This window comes from Prochlorococcus sp. MIT2302 (assembly GCF_059772385.1).
In genome coordinates this window covers 285988-308582 of sequence record NZ_CM186285.1, presented here as the reverse complement: position 1 = coordinate 308582, position 22595 = coordinate 285988, and the positions used below count along the sequence as shown (strand labels likewise).

The 22595-nt window shown below is 34.3% G+C and carries 24 protein-coding genes and 1 tRNA gene; 16 read left to right on the top strand and 9 right to left on the bottom strand.

Annotation, left to right across the window (positions count from 1 at the left end):
* Window positions 1-165 precede the first annotated feature (165 nt).
* Window positions 166-864, top strand: coding sequence for a phosphoribosylglycinamide formyltransferase (purN, locus tag AC6EI2_RS01650; protein ID WP_498462694.1), 699 nt, complete (start codon window positions 166-168; stop codon window positions 862-864).
* On the opposite strand, the gene argC is transcribed toward purN, so the two are convergent.
* The gene (argC, locus tag AC6EI2_RS01645; RefSeq protein WP_498462693.1) at window positions 848-1927 is read right to left on the bottom strand and encodes an N-acetyl-gamma-glutamyl-phosphate reductase; all 1080 of its coding nucleotides are present in this window, start codon (window positions 1925-1927) and stop codon (window positions 848-850) included. The genes purN and argC overlap by 17 nt on opposite strands.
* 87 nt (window positions 1928-2014) lie before the next feature.
* On the opposite strand from argC, the gene ribBA reads away from it, so the two are divergent.
* Window positions 2015-3700, top strand: coding sequence for a bifunctional 3,4-dihydroxy-2-butanone-4-phosphate synthase/GTP cyclohydrolase II (ribBA, locus tag AC6EI2_RS01640; RefSeq protein WP_498462692.1), 1686 nt, complete (start codon window positions 2015-2017; stop codon window positions 3698-3700).
* A gap of 31 nt (window positions 3701-3731) precedes the next feature.
* Here the strand turns inward: ribBA and AC6EI2_RS01635 are convergent, their stop codons facing one another.
* The 5 genes from AC6EI2_RS01635 to dnaK form a co-directional block, all read right to left on the bottom strand.
* Window positions 3732-4169 (bottom strand): peptidylprolyl isomerase, encoded by a 438-nt coding sequence (locus tag AC6EI2_RS01635; RefSeq protein ID WP_498462691.1) that lies wholly within the window; start codon window positions 4167-4169, stop codon window positions 3732-3734.
* A gap of 84 nt (window positions 4170-4253) precedes the next feature.
* Window positions 4254-5186 (bottom strand): N-acetylmuramic acid 6-phosphate etherase, encoded by a 933-nt coding sequence (murQ, locus tag AC6EI2_RS01630; RefSeq protein ID WP_498462690.1) that lies wholly within the window; start codon window positions 5184-5186, stop codon window positions 4254-4256.
* Window positions 5183-5575, bottom strand: coding sequence for a DUF3110 domain-containing protein (locus AC6EI2_RS01625; protein WP_498462689.1), 393 nt, complete (start codon window positions 5573-5575; stop codon window positions 5183-5185). Before AC6EI2_RS01625 ends, murQ begins: the two co-directional genes overlap by 4 nt.
* A gap of 56 nt (window positions 5576-5631) precedes the next feature.
* Complete coding sequence (locus tag AC6EI2_RS01620) at window positions 5632-6558, bottom strand: DnaJ domain-containing protein (RefSeq protein WP_498462688.1); 927 nt, start codon at window positions 6556-6558, stop codon at window positions 5632-5634.
* Window positions 6542-8542, bottom strand: a complete 2001-nt coding sequence (gene dnaK, locus AC6EI2_RS01615) for a molecular chaperone DnaK (RefSeq protein ID WP_498462687.1) — start codon at window positions 8540-8542, stop codon at window positions 6542-6544. The genes AC6EI2_RS01620 and dnaK overlap by 17 nt, the downstream gene beginning before the upstream one ends.
* A gap of 150 nt (window positions 8543-8692) precedes the next feature.
* Between dnaK and pstC the strand changes: the two genes are divergently transcribed.
* Genes pstC through pstB form a run of 3 tightly spaced genes read left to right on the top strand, consistent with a single transcriptional unit; the run spans window position 8693 to window position 11412 of the window.
* Window positions 8693-9646: a phosphate ABC transporter permease subunit PstC gene (gene pstC / locus AC6EI2_RS01610; protein ID WP_498462686.1), complete on the top strand. Its 954-nt coding sequence runs from the start codon at window positions 8693-8695 to the stop codon at window positions 9644-9646.
* The gene (gene pstA, locus AC6EI2_RS01605; RefSeq protein ID WP_498462685.1) at window positions 9647-10561 is read left to right on the top strand and encodes a phosphate ABC transporter permease PstA; all 915 of its coding nucleotides are present in this window, start codon (window positions 9647-9649) and stop codon (window positions 10559-10561) included. It begins immediately after the preceding gene.
* A gap of 23 nt (window positions 10562-10584) precedes the next feature.
* Entirely contained in the window at window positions 10585-11412 is an 828-nt protein-coding gene (pstB, locus tag AC6EI2_RS01600) for a phosphate ABC transporter ATP-binding protein PstB (protein ID WP_498463447.1), read from the top strand.
* 39 nt (window positions 11413-11451) lie between these two features.
* On the opposite strand, the gene AC6EI2_RS01595 is transcribed toward pstB, so the two are convergent.
* Window positions 11452-11538 (bottom strand) — tRNA-Ser (locus AC6EI2_RS01595).
* 214 nt (window positions 11539-11752) lie between these two features.
* Between AC6EI2_RS01595 and AC6EI2_RS01590 the strand changes: the two genes are divergently transcribed.
* The 8 genes from AC6EI2_RS01590 to psaK all read left to right on the top strand — a co-directional run bounded on the left by AC6EI2_RS01590 (window position 11753) and on the right by psaK (window position 17696).
* A complete protein-coding gene (locus AC6EI2_RS01590) occupies window positions 11753-12619 on the top strand; it encodes an inositol monophosphatase family protein (protein ID WP_498462684.1) in 867 nt (288 codons plus the stop codon).
* 42 nt (window positions 12620-12661) lie between these two features.
* Complete coding sequence (locus AC6EI2_RS01585) at window positions 12662-13837, top strand: ATP phosphoribosyltransferase regulatory subunit (protein ID WP_498462683.1); 1176 nt, start codon at window positions 12662-12664, stop codon at window positions 13835-13837.
* Window positions 13838-13966: 129 nt separating this feature from the next.
* A complete protein-coding gene (gene htpG, locus AC6EI2_RS01580) occupies window positions 13967-15871 on the top strand; it encodes a molecular chaperone HtpG (RefSeq protein ID WP_498462682.1) in 1905 nt (634 codons plus the stop codon).
* A 45-nt stretch (window positions 15872-15916) separates the two neighbouring features.
* Window positions 15917-16153, top strand: coding sequence for a 50S ribosomal protein L28 (gene rpmB / locus AC6EI2_RS01575; RefSeq protein WP_498462681.1), 237 nt, complete (start codon window positions 15917-15919; stop codon window positions 16151-16153).
* Between the two features lie 18 nt (window positions 16154-16171).
* Complete coding sequence (locus tag AC6EI2_RS01570; protein ID WP_498462680.1) at window positions 16172-16723, top strand: peroxiredoxin; 552 nt, start codon at window positions 16172-16174, stop codon at window positions 16721-16723.
* On the top strand, window positions 16716-17024 hold the full coding sequence (locus tag AC6EI2_RS01565; RefSeq protein WP_498462679.1) for a DUF2499 domain-containing protein: 309 nt from the start codon (window positions 16716-16718) through the stop codon (window positions 17022-17024). The genes AC6EI2_RS01570 and AC6EI2_RS01565 overlap by 8 nt, the downstream gene beginning before the upstream one ends.
* Window positions 17021-17365, top strand: a complete 345-nt coding sequence (locus AC6EI2_RS01560; RefSeq protein ID WP_498462678.1) for a DUF3593 domain-containing protein — start codon at window positions 17021-17023, stop codon at window positions 17363-17365. Before AC6EI2_RS01565 ends, AC6EI2_RS01560 begins: the two co-directional genes overlap by 4 nt.
* A 70-nt stretch (window positions 17366-17435) precedes the next feature.
* The gene (psaK, locus tag AC6EI2_RS01555) at window positions 17436-17696 is read left to right on the top strand and encodes a photosystem I reaction center subunit PsaK (RefSeq protein ID WP_498462677.1); all 261 of its coding nucleotides are present in this window, start codon (window positions 17436-17438) and stop codon (window positions 17694-17696) included.
* A gap of 73 nt (window positions 17697-17769) precedes the next feature.
* Here the strand turns inward: psaK and dxs are convergent, their stop codons facing one another.
* The gene (dxs, locus tag AC6EI2_RS01550) at window positions 17770-19656 is read right to left on the bottom strand and encodes a 1-deoxy-D-xylulose-5-phosphate synthase (protein WP_498462676.1); all 1887 of its coding nucleotides are present in this window, start codon (window positions 19654-19656) and stop codon (window positions 17770-17772) included.
* Between the two features lie 119 nt (window positions 19657-19775).
* Here dxs and ilvA point away from each other — a divergent pair, with 119 nt between their 5' ends.
* Genes ilvA through AC6EI2_RS01535 form a run of 3 tightly spaced genes read left to right on the top strand, consistent with a single transcriptional unit; the run spans window position 19776 to window position 22202 of the window.
* A complete protein-coding gene (gene ilvA / locus AC6EI2_RS01545) occupies window positions 19776-21320 on the top strand; it encodes a threonine ammonia-lyase, biosynthetic (protein WP_498462675.1) in 1545 nt (514 codons plus the stop codon).
* 48 nt (window positions 21321-21368) lie between these two features.
* A complete protein-coding gene (gene scpB / locus AC6EI2_RS01540) occupies window positions 21369-21875 on the top strand; it encodes an SMC-Scp complex subunit ScpB (RefSeq protein WP_498462674.1) in 507 nt (168 codons plus the stop codon).
* A 24-nt stretch (window positions 21876-21899) separates the two neighbouring features.
* A complete protein-coding gene (locus AC6EI2_RS01535) occupies window positions 21900-22202 on the top strand; it encodes a YggT family protein (protein ID WP_158466549.1) in 303 nt (100 codons plus the stop codon).
* Window positions 22203-22210: 8 nt separating this feature from the next.
* Here AC6EI2_RS01535 and AC6EI2_RS01530 read toward each other — a convergent pair whose 3' ends face one another.
* Complete coding sequence (locus tag AC6EI2_RS01530; protein WP_498462673.1) at window positions 22211-22540, bottom strand: nucleoside triphosphate pyrophosphohydrolase family protein; 330 nt, start codon at window positions 22538-22540, stop codon at window positions 22211-22213.
* Between the last annotated feature and the right edge of the window lie 55 nt (window positions 22541-22595).

Here is a 22595-nt window from a genome sequence, read left to right as displayed (position 1 = left end):
AGTAATTGACAAATAGGAATAAATTAAGCTTGATAATTATAATTATCTAAGTTTGGGATATCTAAGTATTTATTTTAATTTTATTACTATTAAATATGTCTTTATATTTAGATATTGTAATTTCTTCTAAAGGTCATATATTAAGTTGTAAATAATCATTATTTGATGACAAAGTATAATAGAGACTATAGTGAGAACTATATGTCTTATAATTTAAGTGAGCAGAGTATAATTAGTCCATTAGTTAAATCAAACCCTTTATTTGCTCCAAAGATAAGATTAGGTATATTAGCTTCTGGTAATGGCTCTAATTTTGAGTACATTGTTAAATCAATAAAAAATAAAGAACTTAATGCGGAAATTTCTATATTAATAGTGAACAATCCTAATTGTTTAGCGATAAAAAGAGCAATCAAATACAAAATACCTTATGTAGTTTTAAATCATAGAGACTGTAATTCGAGATCAGAACACGACATGCTGGTATTAAAAAAACTAGAGGAATTATCGGTAGAACTAGTTGTTATGGCTGGATGGATGAGAATTGCTGGTGAAGAAATAATTAATAGGTTTGAGAAAAGAATGATTAATATACATCCATCACTTTTGCCATCTTTTAAAGGCGTTGATGCAATACAACAAGCAATGGACAAAAGAGTAACTATTACTGGATGCACTGTTCACTATGTTCAAAAGGAAGTTGATTCCGGGTCAATAATAATTCAAGCCGCAGTTCCCATTAAGGAAAAAGATAGTAAAGAGACCTTAAAAAATAGAATTCAAAATATGGAACATATAATATTACCAATAGCTATTGCAAAAGTAGCAATGGAAATAAGAGCTAGTTTCAGGGAAAAAAAGTAATCTTGGGTAAACCAATATCTGATTCAAGTCCTTGCATAATATTTAAATTTTGTATCGCTTGTCCAGCTTGACCTTTTAAGAGGTTATCAATAACACTCATAAGAACTATTCTTCCATTACGCTTATCAACTTCAACTGAAATCATGACTTTGTTAGTATTTTTAACCCATTTAGTAGCTGGATATGTTCCGACAGGCAAAATATCAATAAATGGTTGATTTTTATAAAAAGCTTCAATTACAATTTTGCAATCATCTGCCGTTAATCCAGGATCTCTTAAGCGAGCATAAACAGTAGATAAAATCCCTCTAACCATTGGCACTAAATGAGGCGTAAATTGTAAATTCACCTCATGACCAGCAAATTGACTAGCGATACTTTCTATCTCTGCCGTATGCCTATGTCCAATGACTCCATAGGGCTTAATTGATTCAGAACATTCAGACAATAAAAGTTGCTCACTTGGATTTCTCCCGCCGCCTGATGTACCAGATTTTGCATCAATAATAATTCCTTCACTTTCTATTAAGCCTTGTTTTAAGAATGGAATAAGGACACTAAGAGTTGATGTTGGATAGCAACCTGGACAAGCTATTAATCTAGATTTTGAGATTTGACTACTAAATTCTTCTGAAAAGCCATAAACAGCCTCCTCACATAATTCATAGTCATATCTTTGATATTTTGCAGCTTCTTTAGAATATACTTCCTTCCATTTATCTAATGATTTAAATCTATAATCAGCTGATAAATCAATTACTTTAATGCCCTTTTCTAATAATAAAGGGGTTAGTTGTGAAGACAAACCGTTAGGCAGACTCAATATTGCATAATCTGAATCTTGAGCGATTTCATCAATATTGCTTTTTTTTATTTCTTTATTCACCAAAAGTTTCATAAAAGGATTTATTTCATTCCAGCTTTTACCTGCTGATCGCTCTCCATTTAAAATTGATATCTCAAAGCTTGGATGCTCATTAATTAACTTAACGAGTTGAAGTCCTCCATATCCAGATGCTCCAATAATTGCGATCCTCCCAGTTTTCGATGTGCTAATTGCCATAACATCAAGGTTATTTCGTAGAATGATGAGATATTCATTTGAGAATAATTAGCAAAGAACCATTTCACCACAAACACGAGGAATAAGTTGAAATCAGAAGATTGCTATGAAATTGAATTTGATGATATAGCGGATGCTCTTGCTGCTATTAGGAACGGTGAGTGTGTTGTTGTAGTTGATGATGAAAAAAGAGAAAACGAAGGAGATTTAATCTGTGCTGCTCAATTTGCGACTCCTCAGCAAATAAATTTTATGGCAACAGAAGCTAGAGGTTTAATATGTCTAGCAATGCAAGGGGAACGATTAGACCAGTTAGATCTTCCTTTAATGGTAGATAGAAATACTGATTCAAACCAAACAGCCTTCACAGTAAGCATTGATGCAGGTCCTGAATTTGGTGTATCAACTGGTATATCGGCTGAAGATAGAGCTAAGACAATTCAAGTTGCTCTTAATAGTCAAACAAGACCAATAGATTTGAGAAGACCAGGACATATTTTTCCTTTAAGAGCCAAAATAGGTGGGGTATTAAAAAGAGCTGGACACACAGAAGCAGCAGTAGATTTATCGTTGTTATCTGGCCTATCTCCTGCAGGCGTTATTTGTGAAATCCAAAATCAAGATGGATCAATGGCAAGACTGCCAGAATTAAAAACATACGCTAAGCGACGAAATTTAAAACTGATCAGTATTGCAGATTTAATTCATTACAGACTTGAAAATGAGAGGTTTGTATACAGACAAGCAGTAGCTAAGTTGCCAAGCCTATTTGGAGATTTCAAAGCTATAGGTTACAAGAATGAATTGGATGGATCAGAGCACGTAGCAATAATAAAGGGAGATCCAGAACATTTAAAAGAGCCAGTATTGGTCCGTATGCATTCGGAGTGTCTAACGGGAGATGCTTTTGGCTCATTAAGGTGCGATTGCAGACCTCAATTGGAAGCTGCCTTATCAAGAATATCTGAAGAAGGAGAAGGAGTTGTTGTATATCTAAGGCAGGAAGGCAGAGGAATAGGCTTAGTTAACAAATTAAAAGCCTATAATTTACAAGACGGGGGATTAGATACTGTTGAAGCTAATGAGAAGTTAGGTTTTCCAGCAGATCTAAGAAATTATGGGGTTGGTGCACAAATTTTAACTGATTTAGGAATAAACAGGCTTAAGTTACTAACTAATAACCCAAGAAAAATAGCAGGACTTGGAGGTTACGGATTACAGGTTGAATCAAGAGTACCTCTAGTGATTTGCCCTGGAGATCATAATGCTGCTTATCTTGAGGTAAAAAGAGAAAAACTTGGCCACTTATTTGATAATAATCTTAAAGCAAACTTAACAAATGAAAGACAAAATATTGTTGTTTATTGGGATGGTAAAGTCAACAATAATGAATTAAAACATCTAGAAGATAAGGCAAATAAATGGTCAAAAAATCATTTTTTAAATATTTCTATTCAGAACTCTCAAAGGTTGGTAGCTCTTTGTAAAAACCCATTATTCATTTGGAATGTACGTCATAGAGATATTAAAACTCATTTAGAGGGCAACTTGATAGACAAAAGGTTGCTGGAATCACTCCTTAAAGAACTAAGTAATTGGAAAAATACAGAAAGAATTGGAATAATTAAAACTGATAATTATGAAAAGCTTATGCACCCTTCATCAAACTTACTATGTGAAGAAAAAAATATTATTGAACTAGCAAGTTTTGAAAATTCACCATTATTTGATTGGGATTTTAAAGATAAAACAAGTAATATTGAATGGAGCTAAATGTAGTAACTAAAATTATATAAAGCTTCTATTAAAGAATAGTTACGCTATTGATTTTGGTACCATTAGTTATAGATAGAAGGATTTTCATGTCATCTGTTTTACCAAAAACTGTATGTACTCCATCCAAATGAGGCTGGGGAGCATGTACTAAAAAGAATTGACTACCTCCAGTATTTTTTCCTGCATGGGCCATAGAAAGAGATCCAGCTACGTGTTTATTTGAATTAATTTCACAATCAATAGAATAGCCAGGGCCTCCTGTGCCAGGCATCCCCTTTGATCCTTCTCTTGTATTGGGACATCCGCCCTGAGCCATAAAACCATTAATTACTCTGTGAAAAGAAAGTCCATCATAGAAACCTTCTTTTACTAGCTTCAAAAAATTTTGTACGGTTTTTGGTGCATCATTATCAAACAGGTCAATAGTCAATTGGCCTTTATCTGTGTTCATCAATACTTTGGACATAACTCAAATTTATTTTTTTTATATTAACTGCTTTTAAAATTAAATGCAGAATGATTATTCTGTATGTCTAAATGTAAATTTAATTCAATCACGACAAACTTTACTTAATGCTGTTCTTAAGTTGCCTTGTGAATCTTCAAGAATTTTCTTTGCATTTATAACATCCTTACCAGACAAAGCCATTAATAAAGAAAGTTTGACAGATCCATTTGTTTTGTTTAATAATTCAATACCTTCTTCTCTATCAACTGAGCCAATATCTAATAGAATACCGAGAGCTCTATCTAATAATTTATTATTAGTTACAGATAAATCAATCATCCTGTTGCCATAAACCTTACCTAATTGAATCATCACAGATGTAGAAATAATGTTGAGAGCCATCTTCGTTGCTGTTCCTGCTTTTAATCTTGTAGAGCCTGCAAGAATCTCTGGTCCCGTAATCAGTCTTATATCAATATCAGTTGATATAGCTGAATCACGTAAGGGAACAGATGAAATAGAAATTGATAGTGCATTTATGCTTTTAGAATAATTTAATGCGGCAAGAACATAAGGAGTACGACCACTCGCAGTTATTCCAATTAAGACATCTTTATTAGAAAACTTTTTATCTTTAAGATCAAAAATAGCAGGCTGAGATAAATCTTCTAGAGATTCAGAACTTCTTGTTAGTGAGGGTTCACCCCCAGCGATTAATCCTTGAATAAGATCTGGTTCTGTACAAAATGTGGGAGGACATTCAGAAGCATCAAGAACACCCAATCTTCCGGATGTACCAGTGCCAATATAAAATAATCTTCCATTTGATTTTAGTCTTAAAGTAATTTCATCAATAGCTTTAACTATCTCTGGAATAGCTTTCTCAACTGCCTTTTGAGGCTCTTTATCAGCGGCGGAAAAAATATTGACTATCTCATAGGTCGATTTAGTATCTAAATCTGATGAAGACAAATTAATCTGCTCAGTTAATATTCGATAATTATTATTATTTGACTTGTTATTTAAATTTCTCATAAGAGATTTTCTAATCTTTTTTTTATCTCTTCGAGTTGATCATTAGTTGATAACTTATCATCTGTTTTATCCTGATCCTTCCAATTTCCTACCTCTAGATTTGAAAGAGGTGGAGAAATCATTAAACGTTCCTCATCGTTACTTGGAATAAAACCTTTTTCGACATAACGAGCTTCATAACCTGCTTCAACACAAAAAGCCTCTATATCGATCTTCGTCAACAGTTCAACGGATGGTGTAGGAAAATCTTGAGCTTCTAAAAGGCCACAATATCTTTCAGCATCGTCTTTATCTTCGAACATAAGGATTACCGTTTTGCCTTTGAGCTCAAGGGAATGTATGCCCTCATTTTCAGTCCCCGCATCATATAAAAGGACATTAACTAACATAGGAATTAAACAATCAAATACATTATAAATAGATAAAATAAATACACAATATGTTTCTAATAAGACTCTAGTGATATTTCATTTAAACGTTGATACAATGCAATTTCAGAATCACTTAAATTATCTGGTAATACAATAATTATTTCAACAATTTGATCACCTCGATATTCTTCATACTTCAATCCACGACCTCTAAGTCTTAACAACCTTCCTGTGGAAGAATTAGGGGGAACTTGTAATGTTACTGATCCATTTAGAGTTGGTATATCAACTGCACAACCCAACAAAGCATCATGAGGGAATAATTCAAGACGATACATAACTCTTAATCCATCAATTCTTAAACCATCATCGGTTTGAACTTTTAATTGTACAAAATGATCTCGGCAACCAATTGCAGCACCTTCTATTCTTAATCTCCAACCATCTCCAGCAAAAGGAGGAGTTAAGACTTCTACAAGAGTCCCGTCTTGTAACTCAATTTCAACTGTTGAACCATAAAGAGCTTGATCTGGCGTGATTTCTACAACTGATTCTTGGTCTTCATAAATTAATGTTGGTGGTGGTGAAGGATAACTTTTAGTAGGAACATATTCATTAAAATTAGATTCTTCATAGTCTTCGTATTCATCGTCAGAAAGGTCGGAATATCGATCATTAATATCATCTTTATCATTTTTAAAATTTGTTTTTATACCCAAAACAACATCTAAATATTCCTCATAAGATGGAAATCTATTTTCGAAGATATCTTGACTTGTATTATGTAACTTTTCCCATTCTTTTCTCTTTGTTGGATCACTTAAAATTGCATAGGCTTCATTAATTAATTTGAATCTTTCTTCAGCATTGGTATCATTTTTATTTAAATCAGGGTGCCATTTTCTAGCCTCTTTCCTAAAGGCCAATTTAAGTTCAGTAGCATCACATTCAGGTGAGACACCTAGTAAAGACCAATAGTTAGGATCAACGGTAGTAGTCATTATCCCAAGGATCTATATCCCTTCTTCCATAGTTATTTTCACCACTTCTATTTTGACCTCTTTGAGAATAATCCCAAGGATCATCATCCCAGTAATCATCAGAAAATAATTCATCCTTTAAAGATCCAAAAGTATTTTTAATCCCTTGAATTGGATTAGATTCTGTTTTTCTTTCTGCTGATAAACGACGATTCAAACCAAATAATGCCTCTTGAAGAGCACCAACGGCGTATTCAAGTTCTTGTAAATCATCATCTTCTAGCAAATCCTCAACGTCCCTCATTGCAACTTCAACTGATCTTTGTTGTCTTTCAGCGCCATAAGGTCCTAATTCAAGAGAAGCATCTCTTAATCGTCTTTCAGCTTGGGCAACAATTGTTAAAGCATTATTCTTTTGATCAATAGAGGCACGCTTCTTTCTATCCTCAGATGCTTTTATTTTTGACTCTTCAATCAATTTATTAACTTCATTTTGATTAAGGTTTGAACCACCAGTAACACTTACCGATTGTTTTCTTCCAGTAGTTCTATCAGTTGCACTAACTTCTAATAGGCCATTGGCATCGATATCAAAAGCAACCTGAACTTGAGGCACTCCTCTAGGGGCTGGAGGTATACCAGACAATCTGAATTTACCCAATGATTTGTTATCTGAAGCCATTTGTCTCTCGCCTTGCCATATATGAATTTCTACTGATGATTGGTTGGAGGCCGATGTACTAAAAACATCGGATTGTCTAACTGGTATTGAGGTATTACGAGGAATTAAAACTTTCATTAAACCTCCGACTGTTTCAAGCCCTAATGAAAGAGGAGTTACATCATTTAATAGAAGGTCTCTTAACTCTCCTGAAAGGATCCCGCCTTGTATTGCGGCCCCTATAGCGACTACTTCATCAGGGTTAACAGATTGACAAGGTGGATTTGGGACTAAAGTCTTAACTAATTGCTTTACCATTGGCATACGAGTGCTGCCTCCTACAAGCACTACTTCATCAATTTCTTCAGGATTCCATCCTGAATCATCAATAACAGTATTAACAGGATCAAACAATCTATCTAAAAGATCACTGCAAAGACTCTCGTACCGTTTTCTTGTGAGAGTCGTCTCTATGTGTAACGGACCGTCCTTGCCTGTAGAAATAAAAGGTAGTGATATTGGTGTTGTTTGCACACCAGAAAGTTCTTGTTTAGCTTTTTCAGCTGCTTCAGTAAGTCTTTGTAATGATTGCCTATCTCTTCTTAGATCAATTTTATTTTTTTCTAAAAAATCTTCAGCGAGCCAATCAACAATTCTTTGATCAAAATCATTACCACCTAATTGCGTATCGCCTGAAGTTGCCTTTACGTCAAAGACACCATTTGAAATAGACATTAAAGAGACATCAAATGTTCCACCGCCTAAATCAAAAACCAATACTTTTCTAGAAGAACTCTTGTCAAATCCATAAGCAAGAGCAGCTGAGGTTGGCTCATTCAGAATCCTTTCAACGGAAATACCAGCCAATACTGCAGAATCTCGAGTTGCTTGTCTTTGTGAATCGTTGAAGTAGGCGGGAACAGTGATAACAGCAGAATCAACATTTTCGCCTAAATAGGTTTCTGCGTCATCTATTAACTTCCTAATAATGTTGCCAATCAATTCTTCTGGGGCATATTCTCTTTTTGTCACTGGGGAGGTAATTCGAACATTACCCTGATCATTTGAGCGAACGCTATAAGGAACAGAGAGACTTGTGTCTTCGAGCTCATCCCAGGCTCTACCAACAAATCTTTTTAAATTTGAGAAAGTATTTTTTGGATTAAGAACTAATTGTCTTCTGGCTAGTTGACCCACCAATAATTCAGATTCCTTAGTAAAGCCAACAACTGATGGAGTGGTTCTGGCACCTTCAGCATTAGAAATTACTACTGGCCTACCAGCCTCTAACACCGCAACAACGGAATTAGTAGTTCCCAAGTCAATGCCAACGATTCTCCCCATGGCAATACTTATTTAAGCCCCACAGTAAATAACATTCAATGGTTTTCAATACTTATTATGTACCCTTCAACACTTAAAGCCAATCATTAACCCCCTGTTAATGAAAAATTTGAAATTAGATATAGATTCATAATGTAAATGCTTTTGCAAGTGGACAAAGCTACTACATCAAAATTTTTGCTAAGAAGAAGGCCAACCTCAGAAAAGTTGGTAGATATAAGCTTTAAAAATTTTGTTGTAGCTATGGCTTCAATGGTAGCTATCATACTTTTTTCGATATTTGCAGTTGTTTACTATGAATCAACCGAATCAATTTCAAGATATGGATTGAAGTTTCTTTTTAGCTCAGCGTGGAATCCTGTTACAGATGAGTATGGAGCATTCACTGCAATATATGGAACTCTTTTTACATCAATAGCTTCTTTATTAATCGCTATTCCATTAGGCGTAGGCACTGCAATATTTATAACTGAAAATATAATCCCTAAAAATATAAGAGATGTTATCGGAATAATGGTTGAGCTTTTAGCTGCTATTCCATCAGTAGTTTTAGGGCTCTGGGCAGTGTTTATTATGGAGCCATTTATAAGACCATTTTTGAACATGGTCCACGAAATACTTGGTTTTATACCTTTTTTTGGAACTCAACCTCTGGGAGCTGGAATGATGCCTGCAATATTAATTTTAGTTGTAATGATATTACCTATAATTACATCTATTTCAAAAGACTCATTAAACCAAGTTCCATCTAATCTTAGACAAGCAGCCTACGGAATTGGAGCAACAAGATGGACGACAATTTTAAAAGTAATTATTCCAGCAGCAATCTCTGGAATAACTGGAGGTGTTTTACTAGCTCTCGGTAGAGCCATGGGTGAGACAATGGCAGTAACTATGATTATTGGCAATTCAAATAACTTTAGCTGGTCAATCTTTGCACCTTCATACACAATTTCATCAATGTTAGCCAATCAATTTGGAGAGGCAGATGGCAGCCAGGTCTCTTCTCTGATGTATGCAGCATTAATCCTAATGATATTAACATTAATGGTAAATGTATTTGCTCAGTGGATCGTTAAAAAACTGAGCTTAAAATATAAATAAATGAAATATAATTCACAAAAAGTTCTAACTTATAATCCCTCTCTAAATAGAAATATTGGGAACAAAGCCTTAAGTATTATTTCTGCTCTTTTTGCCATAATTTCTGTACTTCCTTTAATATTAGTCATAAGCTATGTCTTAATCAAAGGCGGAAGCTATATAAATTTTGAGACATTAATACTTGAACCAGAACCTCCTGGCGATGATCTTCTATCTGCAGGAGGAATAGGACCCGCAATTACTGGAACTTTTATAATGACATTAATTGCTTCAATAATATCAATCCCTATAGGAGTAGGTGGTGGAATTTATCTTGCTGAATATTCTAAGTCTGGAAAATTTGCAAGCTTTGTTAGGTTTGGATCAAATGTACTTGCAGGAGTTCCATCTATAATTGCTGGAGTATTTATATACGCAATAATTGTTTCTACAAAATTATTATTTGGTTCAATGTTTAGTGGTATTGCAGGTGGTATTGCTTTGTCTATTTTAATGTTGCCAACAATAATTAAGACAACTGATGAAGCGTTAAAATTAGTTCCAGACAATCTAAGAAGTGCTGCCTTTGGAGTTGGTGCAACAAAATTTACGATGATATACAATATTACACTGCCAGCAGCATTTAGTTCTATTTCTACGGGTATACTTTTAGCACTTGCCAGGGCCGCAGGTGAGACAGCTCCATTAATTTTTACAGCATTATTTTCTAGATATTACATAACAGGTTTTGACGATCTTTTTTATGAAATGGGTTCATTATCGGTGCTAATTTATAATTTTGCACTTGAACCATATGAATCACAAAATCAACTAGCTTGGGCGGCATCTTTTATTTTAGTTGTTGTACTATTAAGTTTAAATATTCTCTCAAGATGGATCAATAAACGTGGTGCTTTTTCAAAAAATAAAGTATAATCATGAACATAGTAAATAATAAAATGCTTGACAAAATAAATCCAAAAAACAAAAAAATTAAAAACAACTCCTCTATCTCTATTTCCTTAGACAATGTTTCGATAAAATATGGAAATTCAGTAGCTGTAAAAAATATCTTTTGTGATATAAAAAAACATCAAGTTACATCTTTCATCGGTCCATCAGGATGTGGTAAATCAACGGTTATTAGAGCAATAAATCGTATGAACGATTTAATTGAAGGCTGTGAATTATCAGGAAGTGTCATTTTTGAAGGTACAGATATATATGCAAAAGACATAGATCCAGTAGAAGTTAGAAGAAGAATTGGAATGGTATTTCAGCAACCTAATCCTTTTCCAAAAAGCATTTACGAGAATATTGCATTCGGAGCGAGGGTAAATGGTTTTAGAGGTGACATGGATCAATTAGTAGAGGAATCTCTTATCAAGGCAGCTGTTTGGGATGAATGCAAGGATAAATTAAACGAAAGTGGTTATTCATTATCTGGAGGACAACAACAAAGATTATGTATAGCAAGGACAATTGCAATAGAACCTGACGTGATTTTAATGGACGAGCCTTGTTCAGCACTTGATCCGTTATCTACATTAAAAATTGAAGAGACAATACATGAATTGAAAAGGAATTTTACAATCATTATTGTCACTCACAATATGCAACAGGCTAATAGAGTAAGTGATTTTACAGCCTTTTTTAATACAGAAAAAAAAGGAAATGATCTGGGAGGAAAAGTGGGATTCTTAGTAGAGTTTAGTAAAACCAAAAATATGTTCAATTCACCAAAGCAAAAATCAACTCAAGACTACATCTCTGGAAAATTTGGATAAAAACTCAAGATTTTCATCAATACGCAACATAAGTAAGCACGGAGAGAGAGGGATTCGAACCCTCGATAGGGTTGCCCCTATACAGCATTTCCAGTGCTGCGCCTTCAACCACTCGGCCACCTCTCCTTAAATTCAGCAATGAAATCCTTTTTCGATTGCTGAATTTAAATATATACCACAATAGAGCTCTTGTTAAAAAATTAAATGTTGGTTTATTTATTAAATATTTTAATAATAAAATTGGCTCCAGATATCAGTAATCTATTAGTGAAAATAAATTGGTTTAAAGATAATTAGACTCCTCTAATAAGCGACGATTATTATAAATAAAACAAAATTTATGATTATACCTAGCTGTAAAAGCGCAGCCTTGGATGCAGGGCTAACTAAAGCTGAAATCAATAAATTTTTAAAAATTGCGAAAGAGGCCGCTGAGAAAGGCGGGGCATCGCTAATGAATAATTATGGCAGGATTAAAACGATAAAATGTAAGGGGACTACTGGAGATCTTGTAACTAATGCAGATATAGAATGTGAAAAGATAGTAATAGATTATTTAGAAAAAGAGACTCCAAACATTTCTATTCTTGCCGAAGAAAGTGGATATAAGTTAAAAGAAGGAGAATTAAAATGGTGTATAGACCCTCTTGATGGAACAACAAACTATGCACATGGATATCCATTTTTCGCGACTTCAATAGGTTTAATTTGGAATAGCAATCCAATATTGGGAGCTATATCAATACCTTCTTTAAATGAAATTTATTATGCCTCTCCAGAGCATGGATCATTTTGTAATGGCGAGAAGATAAATGTTACGGACACAAATTCCTTATCAGATTCGCTATTAGTTACTGGTTTCGCATATGACAGACGAGAAGTATTAGATAATAATTATTCCGAATTTTGCTGGCTGACACATCGGACTCATGGCGTCAGGAGAGGAGGAGCAGCCGCAGTAGATCTAGCATTTGTAGCCTCAGGCAAGGTAGATGGTTTTTGGGAACGCGGGCTTGCGAAGTGGGATATTGCCGCTGGGGTACCAATAGTTGAAATGGCAGGTGGAATAGTTTCCAATTATCCCTCCGGAGATTTTGATCTTAATACAGGGAGAATTCTTGCTTCTAACCCAGAGATACGAAATCAGCTTCTAACAGAACTTGAAAAAATTAGACCATTAACACCTAACTCTTATGGTGGAAAATAGTCCTAATTTATGTGATCCTTAGGTAATAAAAAGATTCAAATAATGACATTGCAACCTGCCTCGGGTGCGCGCGACTTAAATCCTCAGCAAGTAAGAAAAAACCATCTCATTGCATCAAAACTTTCATCTTTATATCAATTATGGGGATATGAGCGAATATCACCACCACATATTGAACGTCTAGACACACTTATGGCAGCTGGTGGAATTTCGAACAATGAAATACTAAAAATCGTTTCCGATGAACCACTCGGATTAAGGCCTGAAATAACAGCATCAATTGTTCGTGCCGCTTCAACTAGATTTAATGAATATGAAAGGCCACTTCGTTTTTGGTCAACAGGAACTTCATTTAAATGCAATCAAAGCATTGATGGTGGTATTAATATTGAAGAGTCATTTCAAAGCGGAGTTGAGTTAATAGGAGCTAAAGCTATTAATGCAGAGATAGAACTTTTATCTCTGCTGATAGAATCATTAGAAATAATTGAAATAGATCAGAAATATAAATTGACATTACTTATTGGAAATACATATCTATTGGAACTTATTTTAAGCTCATTTGATTCAACCAGAATAGAACAAATAAAAAATATACTTTGCGATCTTGATTACATAGCTTTGAGTATGCTTGATATAAAAGATGAACAAAGAAAGTTTATAAAAAATATAATGAATATGAGAGGAAAACCAGAAAATGTATTAACTAATCTAAAGAAAATTTATGGCTCGAATTCCTACATTGATAACCTAAAGGAATTATTTACAATTATTGAACCATTAGCTAAAGATAAAAGGATAGAAGTACAACTAGACCCTACATTAGGAACAAAATATAAATTATATAGTGGATTAACATTTTCTCTTGTTTCTTCATCATCAAGTGCTCCTGTTATCCTAGCTAAAGGAGGCAGATATGATGATTTAGTGAAGAAATTTAGTTCAAGCGATCATAATTGCTTCGGAATTGGATTTAGTATTAGCATTGATAAAGTTAGGGAATTAGTATCCTCAAGCGAGGAAATGAAAACTAATAAAGAGAAAGTATTAATAGCATATAAGCAAAGTGCAAGTTTATATAAAGCTTTAAAACGCCAGAAAGAATTTCATGTTAAAGGAATTGTTTCCTTAATTTCACATGAACCCTTAAAGACAAATGATGAAACAGATCAACTTTTAAAATCCAACAGATGTAATAAAATTGAATGGATTGATTGATATCAATCAATCATATATTTTTAATAATTGTCAGGGATCGAAAACTATTGGGCTTAATTAATAACACTTTTGCTCTCAACACCTAAATATAAATATGTATCGCTATGATGATAAAAATTTAGTTAAGTCATGCCTGTAAAAGAAGAAGGAACTATCCTAATTCACACAGAAAATATATTTCCAATAATAAAGAAAGCAGTCTACTCAGATCATGAAATATTCATTAGAGAACTTATAAGTAACTCCGTTGATGCAATCAAGAAGAGAAAAATGGCCGCCTTTGCAGGAGATTGCGTCGCATCTGAAGATGAAAAAATAAAAATCACAATTGACAGAGAGCTTAAGACTTTGACAATTAGTGACAATGGAATAGGAATGACTAGCGATGAAATCAAAAAATATATTAATCAAGTAGCTTTTTCAAGTGCAGAAGAATTTCTTGAAAAATATAAACAACCTGATGATGGCTTCATTGGTCATTTTGGACTCGGTTTTTATTCAAGTTTTATGGTGGCAGAAGAAGTTGAAATAATAACTAAATCGGCAAAGAATGATTCACAAGCTATTCAATGGAAATGTAATGGTTCTCCTCAATATTCTCTTGATGTATCAGATAAAGAAGAAATAGGTACAGATATAATTTTACATCTAATGGAAGAAGAAATTGAATACATTGAACCAAGCAGGATTAAAACATTAATAAAAAAATATTGTGATTTTATGCCTATTGAAATCTCTCTTGAAGAAGAAGTTATCAACAAAATGAACCCACCATGGAGAGAAAATAAACAAAATCTAAAAGATGAAGATTATATTGAACTTTATAAGTACCTCTACCCTTTTCAAGGCGATCCTCTTTTGTGGGTTCATCTAAACACAGACTATCCCTATAATTTGCAAGGCATATTATATTTTCCAAAGATAAGTGGAAGAGCCGATTGGGAGAATGGTGAAATCAAACTTTTCTGTAATCAGGTATTTGTAAGTGACTCAATTAAAGAAATTGTTCCTAGATACCTATTACCTTTGAGGGGAGTAATTGATTCAACGGACATACCATTAAATGTAAGCAGAAGCGCATTACAATCAGACAGAAGAGTTAAATCTATTGGCAACTTTATAGCAAAGAAGTTAGCCGATAAACTTAAAACATTAAAGAAAGACGAAAGCCAATTTTATGCTGATATTTGGGACTCCATATCTCCTTTTATAAAAATAGGTGCTATGGAAGATGAGAAATTTTCCGAGCAAGTAAAAGAAATAATTTTATATTCCACAACTAAAAACATTTCAGAAGATAATGAAGGCGCTGAAGAACTATTAAAATCTGGTCCCAAGACTTTTACCACCCTTGATGGTTACAAGAATAGGCTCACTGATGAGAACAAAAAGGTATTGTATTCAACGGATGAAGTCTCTCAATCGACTGCACTCAATATGTGGACTTCACAAGGGAAAGAAGTTTTAAAACTTGATACTGTAATTGATACCCAATTTATTCCTTGGTTGGAAGAAAAAAACAAAGACATAAATTTTGTCAGAGTCGATTCAGAACTTGATGAAAGTCTTAAAGATGATTCGCCTGAAATTGCAGATAAAGATGGAAAGACAAAGTCAGAAACCCTCAAAAAGATTATTAGTTCAGCCCTAAACAATGAAAAAGTGACGGTAAAAGTTCAAAGCCTTAAAGGTGAAAATTCACCCCCTTCATTAATATTATTACCAGAGCAAATGAGAAGAATTAATGACATAACAGCATTAATGGAACAGAAACTACCTGGTTTACCTGAATATCACAATTTAATCGTCAATTCTAATCATCCTCTTATTCAAGGATTACTAAAGTTAAATTCCAACCCAATAATTATTGATGGATCCACTAATTCTGAAGAAGGTCAGTTAGCTAATGATATCGCTATCCATGTTTATGAGATGGCAAAACTGTCAATTGGAGGTCTCGAGAATAAAGATATAGCAGCTTTTCAAACCAGAAATGCTGAGGTTTTAGGAAAATTAATGCAAAAATTCCTTTAAACACAACCTCATTTGATAGAATGCAAAAACGATAAAGCTTGAAAAATGTCCAGGGTTTGCCAACTTACAGGTACTAGAGCTAACAACGGAATGTCAGTAAGTCATTCCCATATTAGAACCAAGAAATTGCAGCAAGCAAATTTGCAGCAACGTAGATTATGGTGGGAAGAAGAAAACAAATGGGTCAATATAAGACTAACCACAAGAGCACTAAAAACTATTCAGAAGAAGGGATTAGGAAACTATGCCAAATCATTAGGGGTGGATTTAAACAAACTTTAAATTTGATTTGTTAATCAAATGAAAAGAAGACAATTTATAAAATCTTTTGTTTTATTTTCCAGTGTTTTTTTTAAACCTTCAAGACTCTTAGCAAGTATAAATTCTATTAGGATTGGTCAAAGAGCTCCTGTTTTCTTATTAAATGGTTATAACAAAAACAATCCCAATAAAAAGCAATGGTCTTTAGATGACTTTTCTGGTCAATGGTTAATTTTATATTTTTATCCTAAGGATTTCTCTAGCGGTTGTACATTGCAAGCTAAAAATTTTCAAGAAAATCTTTCTAAGTTTAAGAAACTTAATTCCTCCATAGTTGGAATCTCTGCTGACAATGAAGAAGAACATGAATCATTTTGTACATCCGAAAAACTTGGATACACCTTACTTTCAGATACAACAGCAGAAATAAGTAAATCATATGATTCATGGTTGGATCCCTATTCAAAAAGAAATACATTTATGATCAATCCAAAGGGTATAGTTGTATATAAATGGATAGGAGTAAGACCCATAGGACATTCTCAAGAAGTTTTGGAAGAGCTTATTAAACAAAAGAAAATATATGCATGAACTTTCCTTAGGAACATGGTTTATCCACATTGCAACTCTATTTGAATGGGGGATTGCAATAATAATAATTGACTATATTTCATCAATATCGAATAACAAGGCATTAGGTTATTTTGCTTTAGCAATGTTGCCAAATTTAGCTAGCGCTATGGCTGCAATCACCTGGCATGTATTTGACAATAGTATTGAATTAAAAGGATTAGTTGTATTACAGGCAGCTCTTACAACACTAGGGAATATATGTCTCGCTTTTGCTGCATGGAACTTATTTAAATCTGAGTCATCACAACCCAACCAATGAATATTTCAATTCTTAGTCTTGAATCAATTGCACGAATTGATCCTAGTCCATTCTTCATCCTTTCTCTAATTCCTTATCTCGTATTCCTGCGTTACGCTGGCAAATCAAAAGCAATACCAAAAATATCATTTTTAGGTTTTAAGTTAACTCTCTTATTTGTATTCATGACGATAGTTTTTGCAATAATCGCACAAATTTATATTGGAGATGAATTAACAAATGTAGATGTACTGCACGGACTAGCAGAATCGTTTTTAACGGTTAGCGATGCATTTGTTGTTTACGGTTTTGTTTTGATGCTGCAGTCAATAAAAACTAAAAAGGAAGTAAAAAACTCTTAAGAGGTGAGTAACATTTGACGCAAAAGCATTGTTTATGGTCGATAATGGAAGTATTCAATATGTATAAAAGATGTTCACAACATTACTAGCTGCTGCTGATCCTGTGACATTTCAGTGGTCTCCAAAATGTGCCGTTGTGATGATCATTTGCAATTTACTTGCTTATGCAATAGCTAGATCAAATATTGAAAAACCAAACGAAGGTTTTCCTATGCCTAATGCTCAGTTCTTTGGCGGACTAAGTCATGGCTCTTTTGTTGCTGCAAATTGCTTAGGTCATGTTTTAGGAATAGGTTCAATTTTGGGTCTAGCAGCTAGAGGCGTTCTATAAAAAATATAAAGTGTTAAATTAAAAAATAAAAAAAGGATTATTAACTAATAATCCTTTTTTTATTTTTAGTTAATTAATTAAAATTAAATTTATTTCTAATTTGATCAGCCATCATATCAGGTGTTAAACCAAGAGATTCTTTACTTTGCTGTGGAGTTGCATGATCAACTAATTTATCTGGTATTCCAATTCTTAAAGTGGGAATAAAAATATCATTGTCATTAAATGATTCAACAACTGCTGAACCAAAACCACCCAACAATGTGCCTTCTTCCATTGTTACGACTTTACCAATCTTTTTAGCAGCCTTGTGAATAGTTTCCTCATCTAATGGTCTTATAAAGCGAGCGTTAATTACAGTGCTATTTACACCAAATTCTTTAAGTATTTCTGCTGTTTTTATTGCTGGGCAAACCATAGAACCATAACCAATAATCAATAAATTATCGCCCTCTTCTATTATCTCAGCCTTACCAATTTCTAAAGTCTCCCATCCTTCCTCCATTAATGCGGCCCCTTCTCCAGAACCTCGGGGTATTCTTAAAGCTGACGGACCATTGTGATTAATACATGTAACTAACATTCTCTGTAATTCTGACTCATCTTTTGGTGCCATCACGGTAAAATTAGGTACACATCTTAAATAACTAATGTCATATTGTCCTTGATGAGTAGGCCCATCAGCACCAACTATTCCAGCTCTATCTAATACAAAAGTTACAGGTAAATTCTGTATTCCGATATCGTGTATCAACTGATCATATGCACGTTGTAAAAAAGTGCTGTAAATAGCTACCACTGGCTTCAAACCCTCGCAAGCCATTCCTCCAGCAAGAGTTACAGCATGTTGTTCAGCTATTCCAACATCTACATATTGATCAGGAATAGCTTTCTGCAAGAGATTTAAAGCAGTACCTTCAGCCATCGCTGCTGTAATACCTACAATCTTGCTGTCTTGCTCGCAAAGCTTTACTAAAGTTTGACCAAAAACCTTGCTAAAACTTGGAGGTTTAGGAGTTTTAGAAGGGATAGATTTACCTGTAGTTAAATCAAAAGATGACTGAGCATGGTAACCAACCTGGTCAGCCTCAGCATAGGGATAGCCCTTCCCCTTAGTAGTAACCACATGAACCATTACTGGTCCGCCAACTTTATGCGCTGCATTAAATGTCCTAATTAATTCAGCAATATCATGACCATCCACAGGGCCCATATAAGTAAAACCCAATTCTTCAAAAACAGCTCCAACCTTAGGAACTGCTAATCGTCTAACACTACCAGTAAGAGATTTAAATTCTTCTTGGATAGCATCTCCCATAAAAGGGAGATTTTTAACACTTTCTTGAACACTATCCGAAATAAATTGGACAGGTGGGCTATGCCGCATACGATTTAAATAAGTGGATAATGCACCAACTGGAGGAGAGATTGACATGTCATTGTCATTTAAAACAACCAAAAGTGGGGTTTTGGGTAGATGTCCAGCATGATTTATTGCCTCTAAAGCCATTCCACCAGTCAATGCACCATCACCAATTACAGCTACACACTTATAATCTTCCCCTTTTCGATCTCTAGCGATCGCCATACCAAGAGCAGCAGAAATGGATGTGCTCGCATGCCCCGCTCCAAAATGATCAAACTTACTTTCTGTTCTTTTTAGGTAACCAGCTACTCCTTTTTGCTGCCTAAGCGAATCAAATCGCTCATATCTTCCTGTGAGTAACTTGTGAGGATAAGCTTGATGTCCAACATCCCAAATAACTTTATCGACATCTAAATCTAAAGTCTGATAAAGAGCAATTGTTAACTCAACAACACCAAGACCTGGACCTAAGTGCCCACCACTAGTAGAAACAACTTGAAGATGCCTTTCTCTAATTTGACAAGCAACATCTTCCAATTCACTAATGGCTAAGCCATGAAGCTCATTCGGATGACTCAACTGGCTCAGACGCATACAACTCTGAGATTTAATCTCTCCAATCTACGAGGTCTACCCTACATTTTGATAAAACTTGCACAAGAACAAATGGAATGTAGAAAAAACATAAACCAAAAATCGGTAAAAAACTAGATATGGAGGACTATCTACAGAAAATACTAAGAGCTCGTGTTTATGACGTTGCTGAAGAAACACCCCTAGAAAGAGCAAAAAACTTAAGCAAAAAATTTAAAAATGACATCTGGTTAAAGAGAGAAGACCTTCAACCAGTCTTTTCATTCAAATTAAGAGGTGCATTTAATCGCATGTCTCAGTTGTCTAAAGATGAGCTTTCCAAGGGTGTAATTGCATCAAGCGCTGGGAACCATGCGCAGGGAGTTGCTTTAAGTGCATCATTCCTTAATTGCAGGTCCGTGATTGTAATGCCTTTAACAACTCCCATAATGAAGGTAAAAGCAGTTGAATCACTTAAAGCAGAAGTTATTCTTTTTGGTGAAACATATGATGAATGTTATGAAAAAGCTTTAGAAATATCCAAAAAAGAAAATCTAACTTTTATTCATCCTTTTGATGACCCTGAGGTAATAGCTGGACAGGGAACAATAGGTCTTGAAATACTTAGACAAAGTCATACACCACCTGACGCAATTTACATAGCAGTAGGAGGAGGAGGACTCATAGCAGGAGTAAGTGCATATGTAAAAGCAATTTGGCCAGGCACAAAGATTATTGGTGTTGAACCTGAAGATGCTTGCGCAATGACACTTTCAATAAAAGAAAACAAACCCGTTGAGCTTGAAAGTGTTGGCCTTTTTGCAGACGGTGTTGCTGTAAGGAAGGTAGGAGAAAAGACTTTCTCAATATGCAAAAAGAATGTTGATGAAATGATTACAGTAAATACTGACGAAATATGCGCAGCTATAAAAGATGTTTTTGAGGATACTCGATCAATTCTAGAACCAGCAGGTGCATTATCTATAGCTGGTTTAAAAAAGCATGTTATTAACAATAAGTTAAAGAATAGCAATCTAATTGCCATTGCTTGTGGTGCGAATATGAACTTTGAAAGACTAAGATTCGTAGCAGAAAGAGCTGAATTAGGAGAAGAAAAGGAAGCAATGATTGCAGTCGGTATTCCTGAAAAAGCAGGAAGTTTAAAACTTTTATGTCAAACACTTGGATCAAGAAGTTTAACTGAATTTAGTTACAGAATGTCAGAAGGTAAAACAGCACAAATATTTATGGGTGTTGAAGTGTCGAACATAAATGACAGAGAACTATTAATAAGTGAAATAAAAAGAAAGGGTTTTGATTGTTGTGATTTAAGTCATGATGAATTGTCTAAAGTTCATCTCAGGCACATGGTTGGGGGCAGGCTACCAAGATCAATAAATCAACTATCAAATGGAGAATGTAGAGAATTACTATACAGATTTGAATTTCCGGAAAGACCTGGAGCCTTAATGAGATTTGTCAATTCAATGAGACCAGAATGGACAATAAGCATTTTCCATTATCGAAACCATGGCGCTGATACTGGAAGAATAGTAATAGGAGTGCTTGTTAATGATTCCGACATTCCAGATTGGAATGAATTTGTTGAAAAAATAGGTTATAAAAGTTGGAAAGAGACAGATAATCCAGCATATAAATTATTTTTAGGTGCACACATCAATTAGACGCGTTAATTTTGGATATCAAAAAAAATAATTTTTAATTTCAAAGTTATGAGTGAGAACATACAAATTTCTTTACCCGCGAAGATTGAAGCAATCCTTTACCTAAAAGGAAGACCCACATCATCAAAAGAGATGGCTGAATTACTTGAAAAAGATATAGCTGAAATTGAAAAAGCACTCTGGGAACTTAAGGCTGGATATGCTCAGCGCGACACTTCTTTAGAAATAATTGAAAACAAAAATTATTACAGCTTGGAATTAAAACAAGGATTAGGTGAGTTGGTTCAGGATCTTCTCCCAGCAGATTTATCGATTGCGACCCTTAGAACACTAGCTACTGTTGCGCTAAAGAAGAAGATACTCCAATCAGATTTGGTTGATCTTAGAGGATCTGGAGCATACGATCACATTAAAGAACTTGTAGATAAAAATTTCGTGGAGAGAAGACGACAAAAAGATGGTCGTTCTTTCTGGCTAACTCTCTCAGAAAAATTTCATCAAACATTTTCCGTATTACCTGAACCAGATCAAGCAGAAGACAAAAATGCAGCGTAATATAGTATAAAAAATTAATTGCCAATGGGTTACGAAATTATTCCTACAATTCTGCTTGTACTTTTAAAAACACTTGGAATTTATTCAACAATATTGATCATTAGAGTTTTACTGACCTGGTTCCCAAATCTTGATATGAGTAATCCCATACTTCTAAATTTATGCGCCATTACCGATCCTTATTTGAATTTTTTCAGAGGAATAATTCCTCCATTAGGCGGCTTAGATTTATCTCCTATTTTAGCCTTTGTAGTAATTAGAGTTGTTCAAGGAATACTTGGAAATGCAGCAGCACTCGCAATGGGAGGGTTTCAAATGTATGGATAATTTAAAATTTAACGATTATCGCCGCTGCCTTGAATTTTCCCTCTAGATTTTCGACTGTTCAGCTTCTGCAAGTTTGCATGAGCAACCTCTTCCAATTCATATCCCAATTCGCTAGAAAGTTGTGATATGTACCAAAGAACATCACCTAGTTCAAATTTAATCGCATCCTTACTATCATTATCAAATACACCTTTTTTATCTCTTATAATTTTCTTAACTTTATCAGCGACCTCACCGGCCTCACCAACCAGACCTAATGTTGGATAAACAGCATTGCTACCGACATCAGGATAAAGAGCAGTCTTGCGAGATTCTCTTTGATAATCATTTAATTCCATTTTTATTTACTTGAAAAAGCAAAGTTGACAAATAAAACACAACTAGATGTTAGTT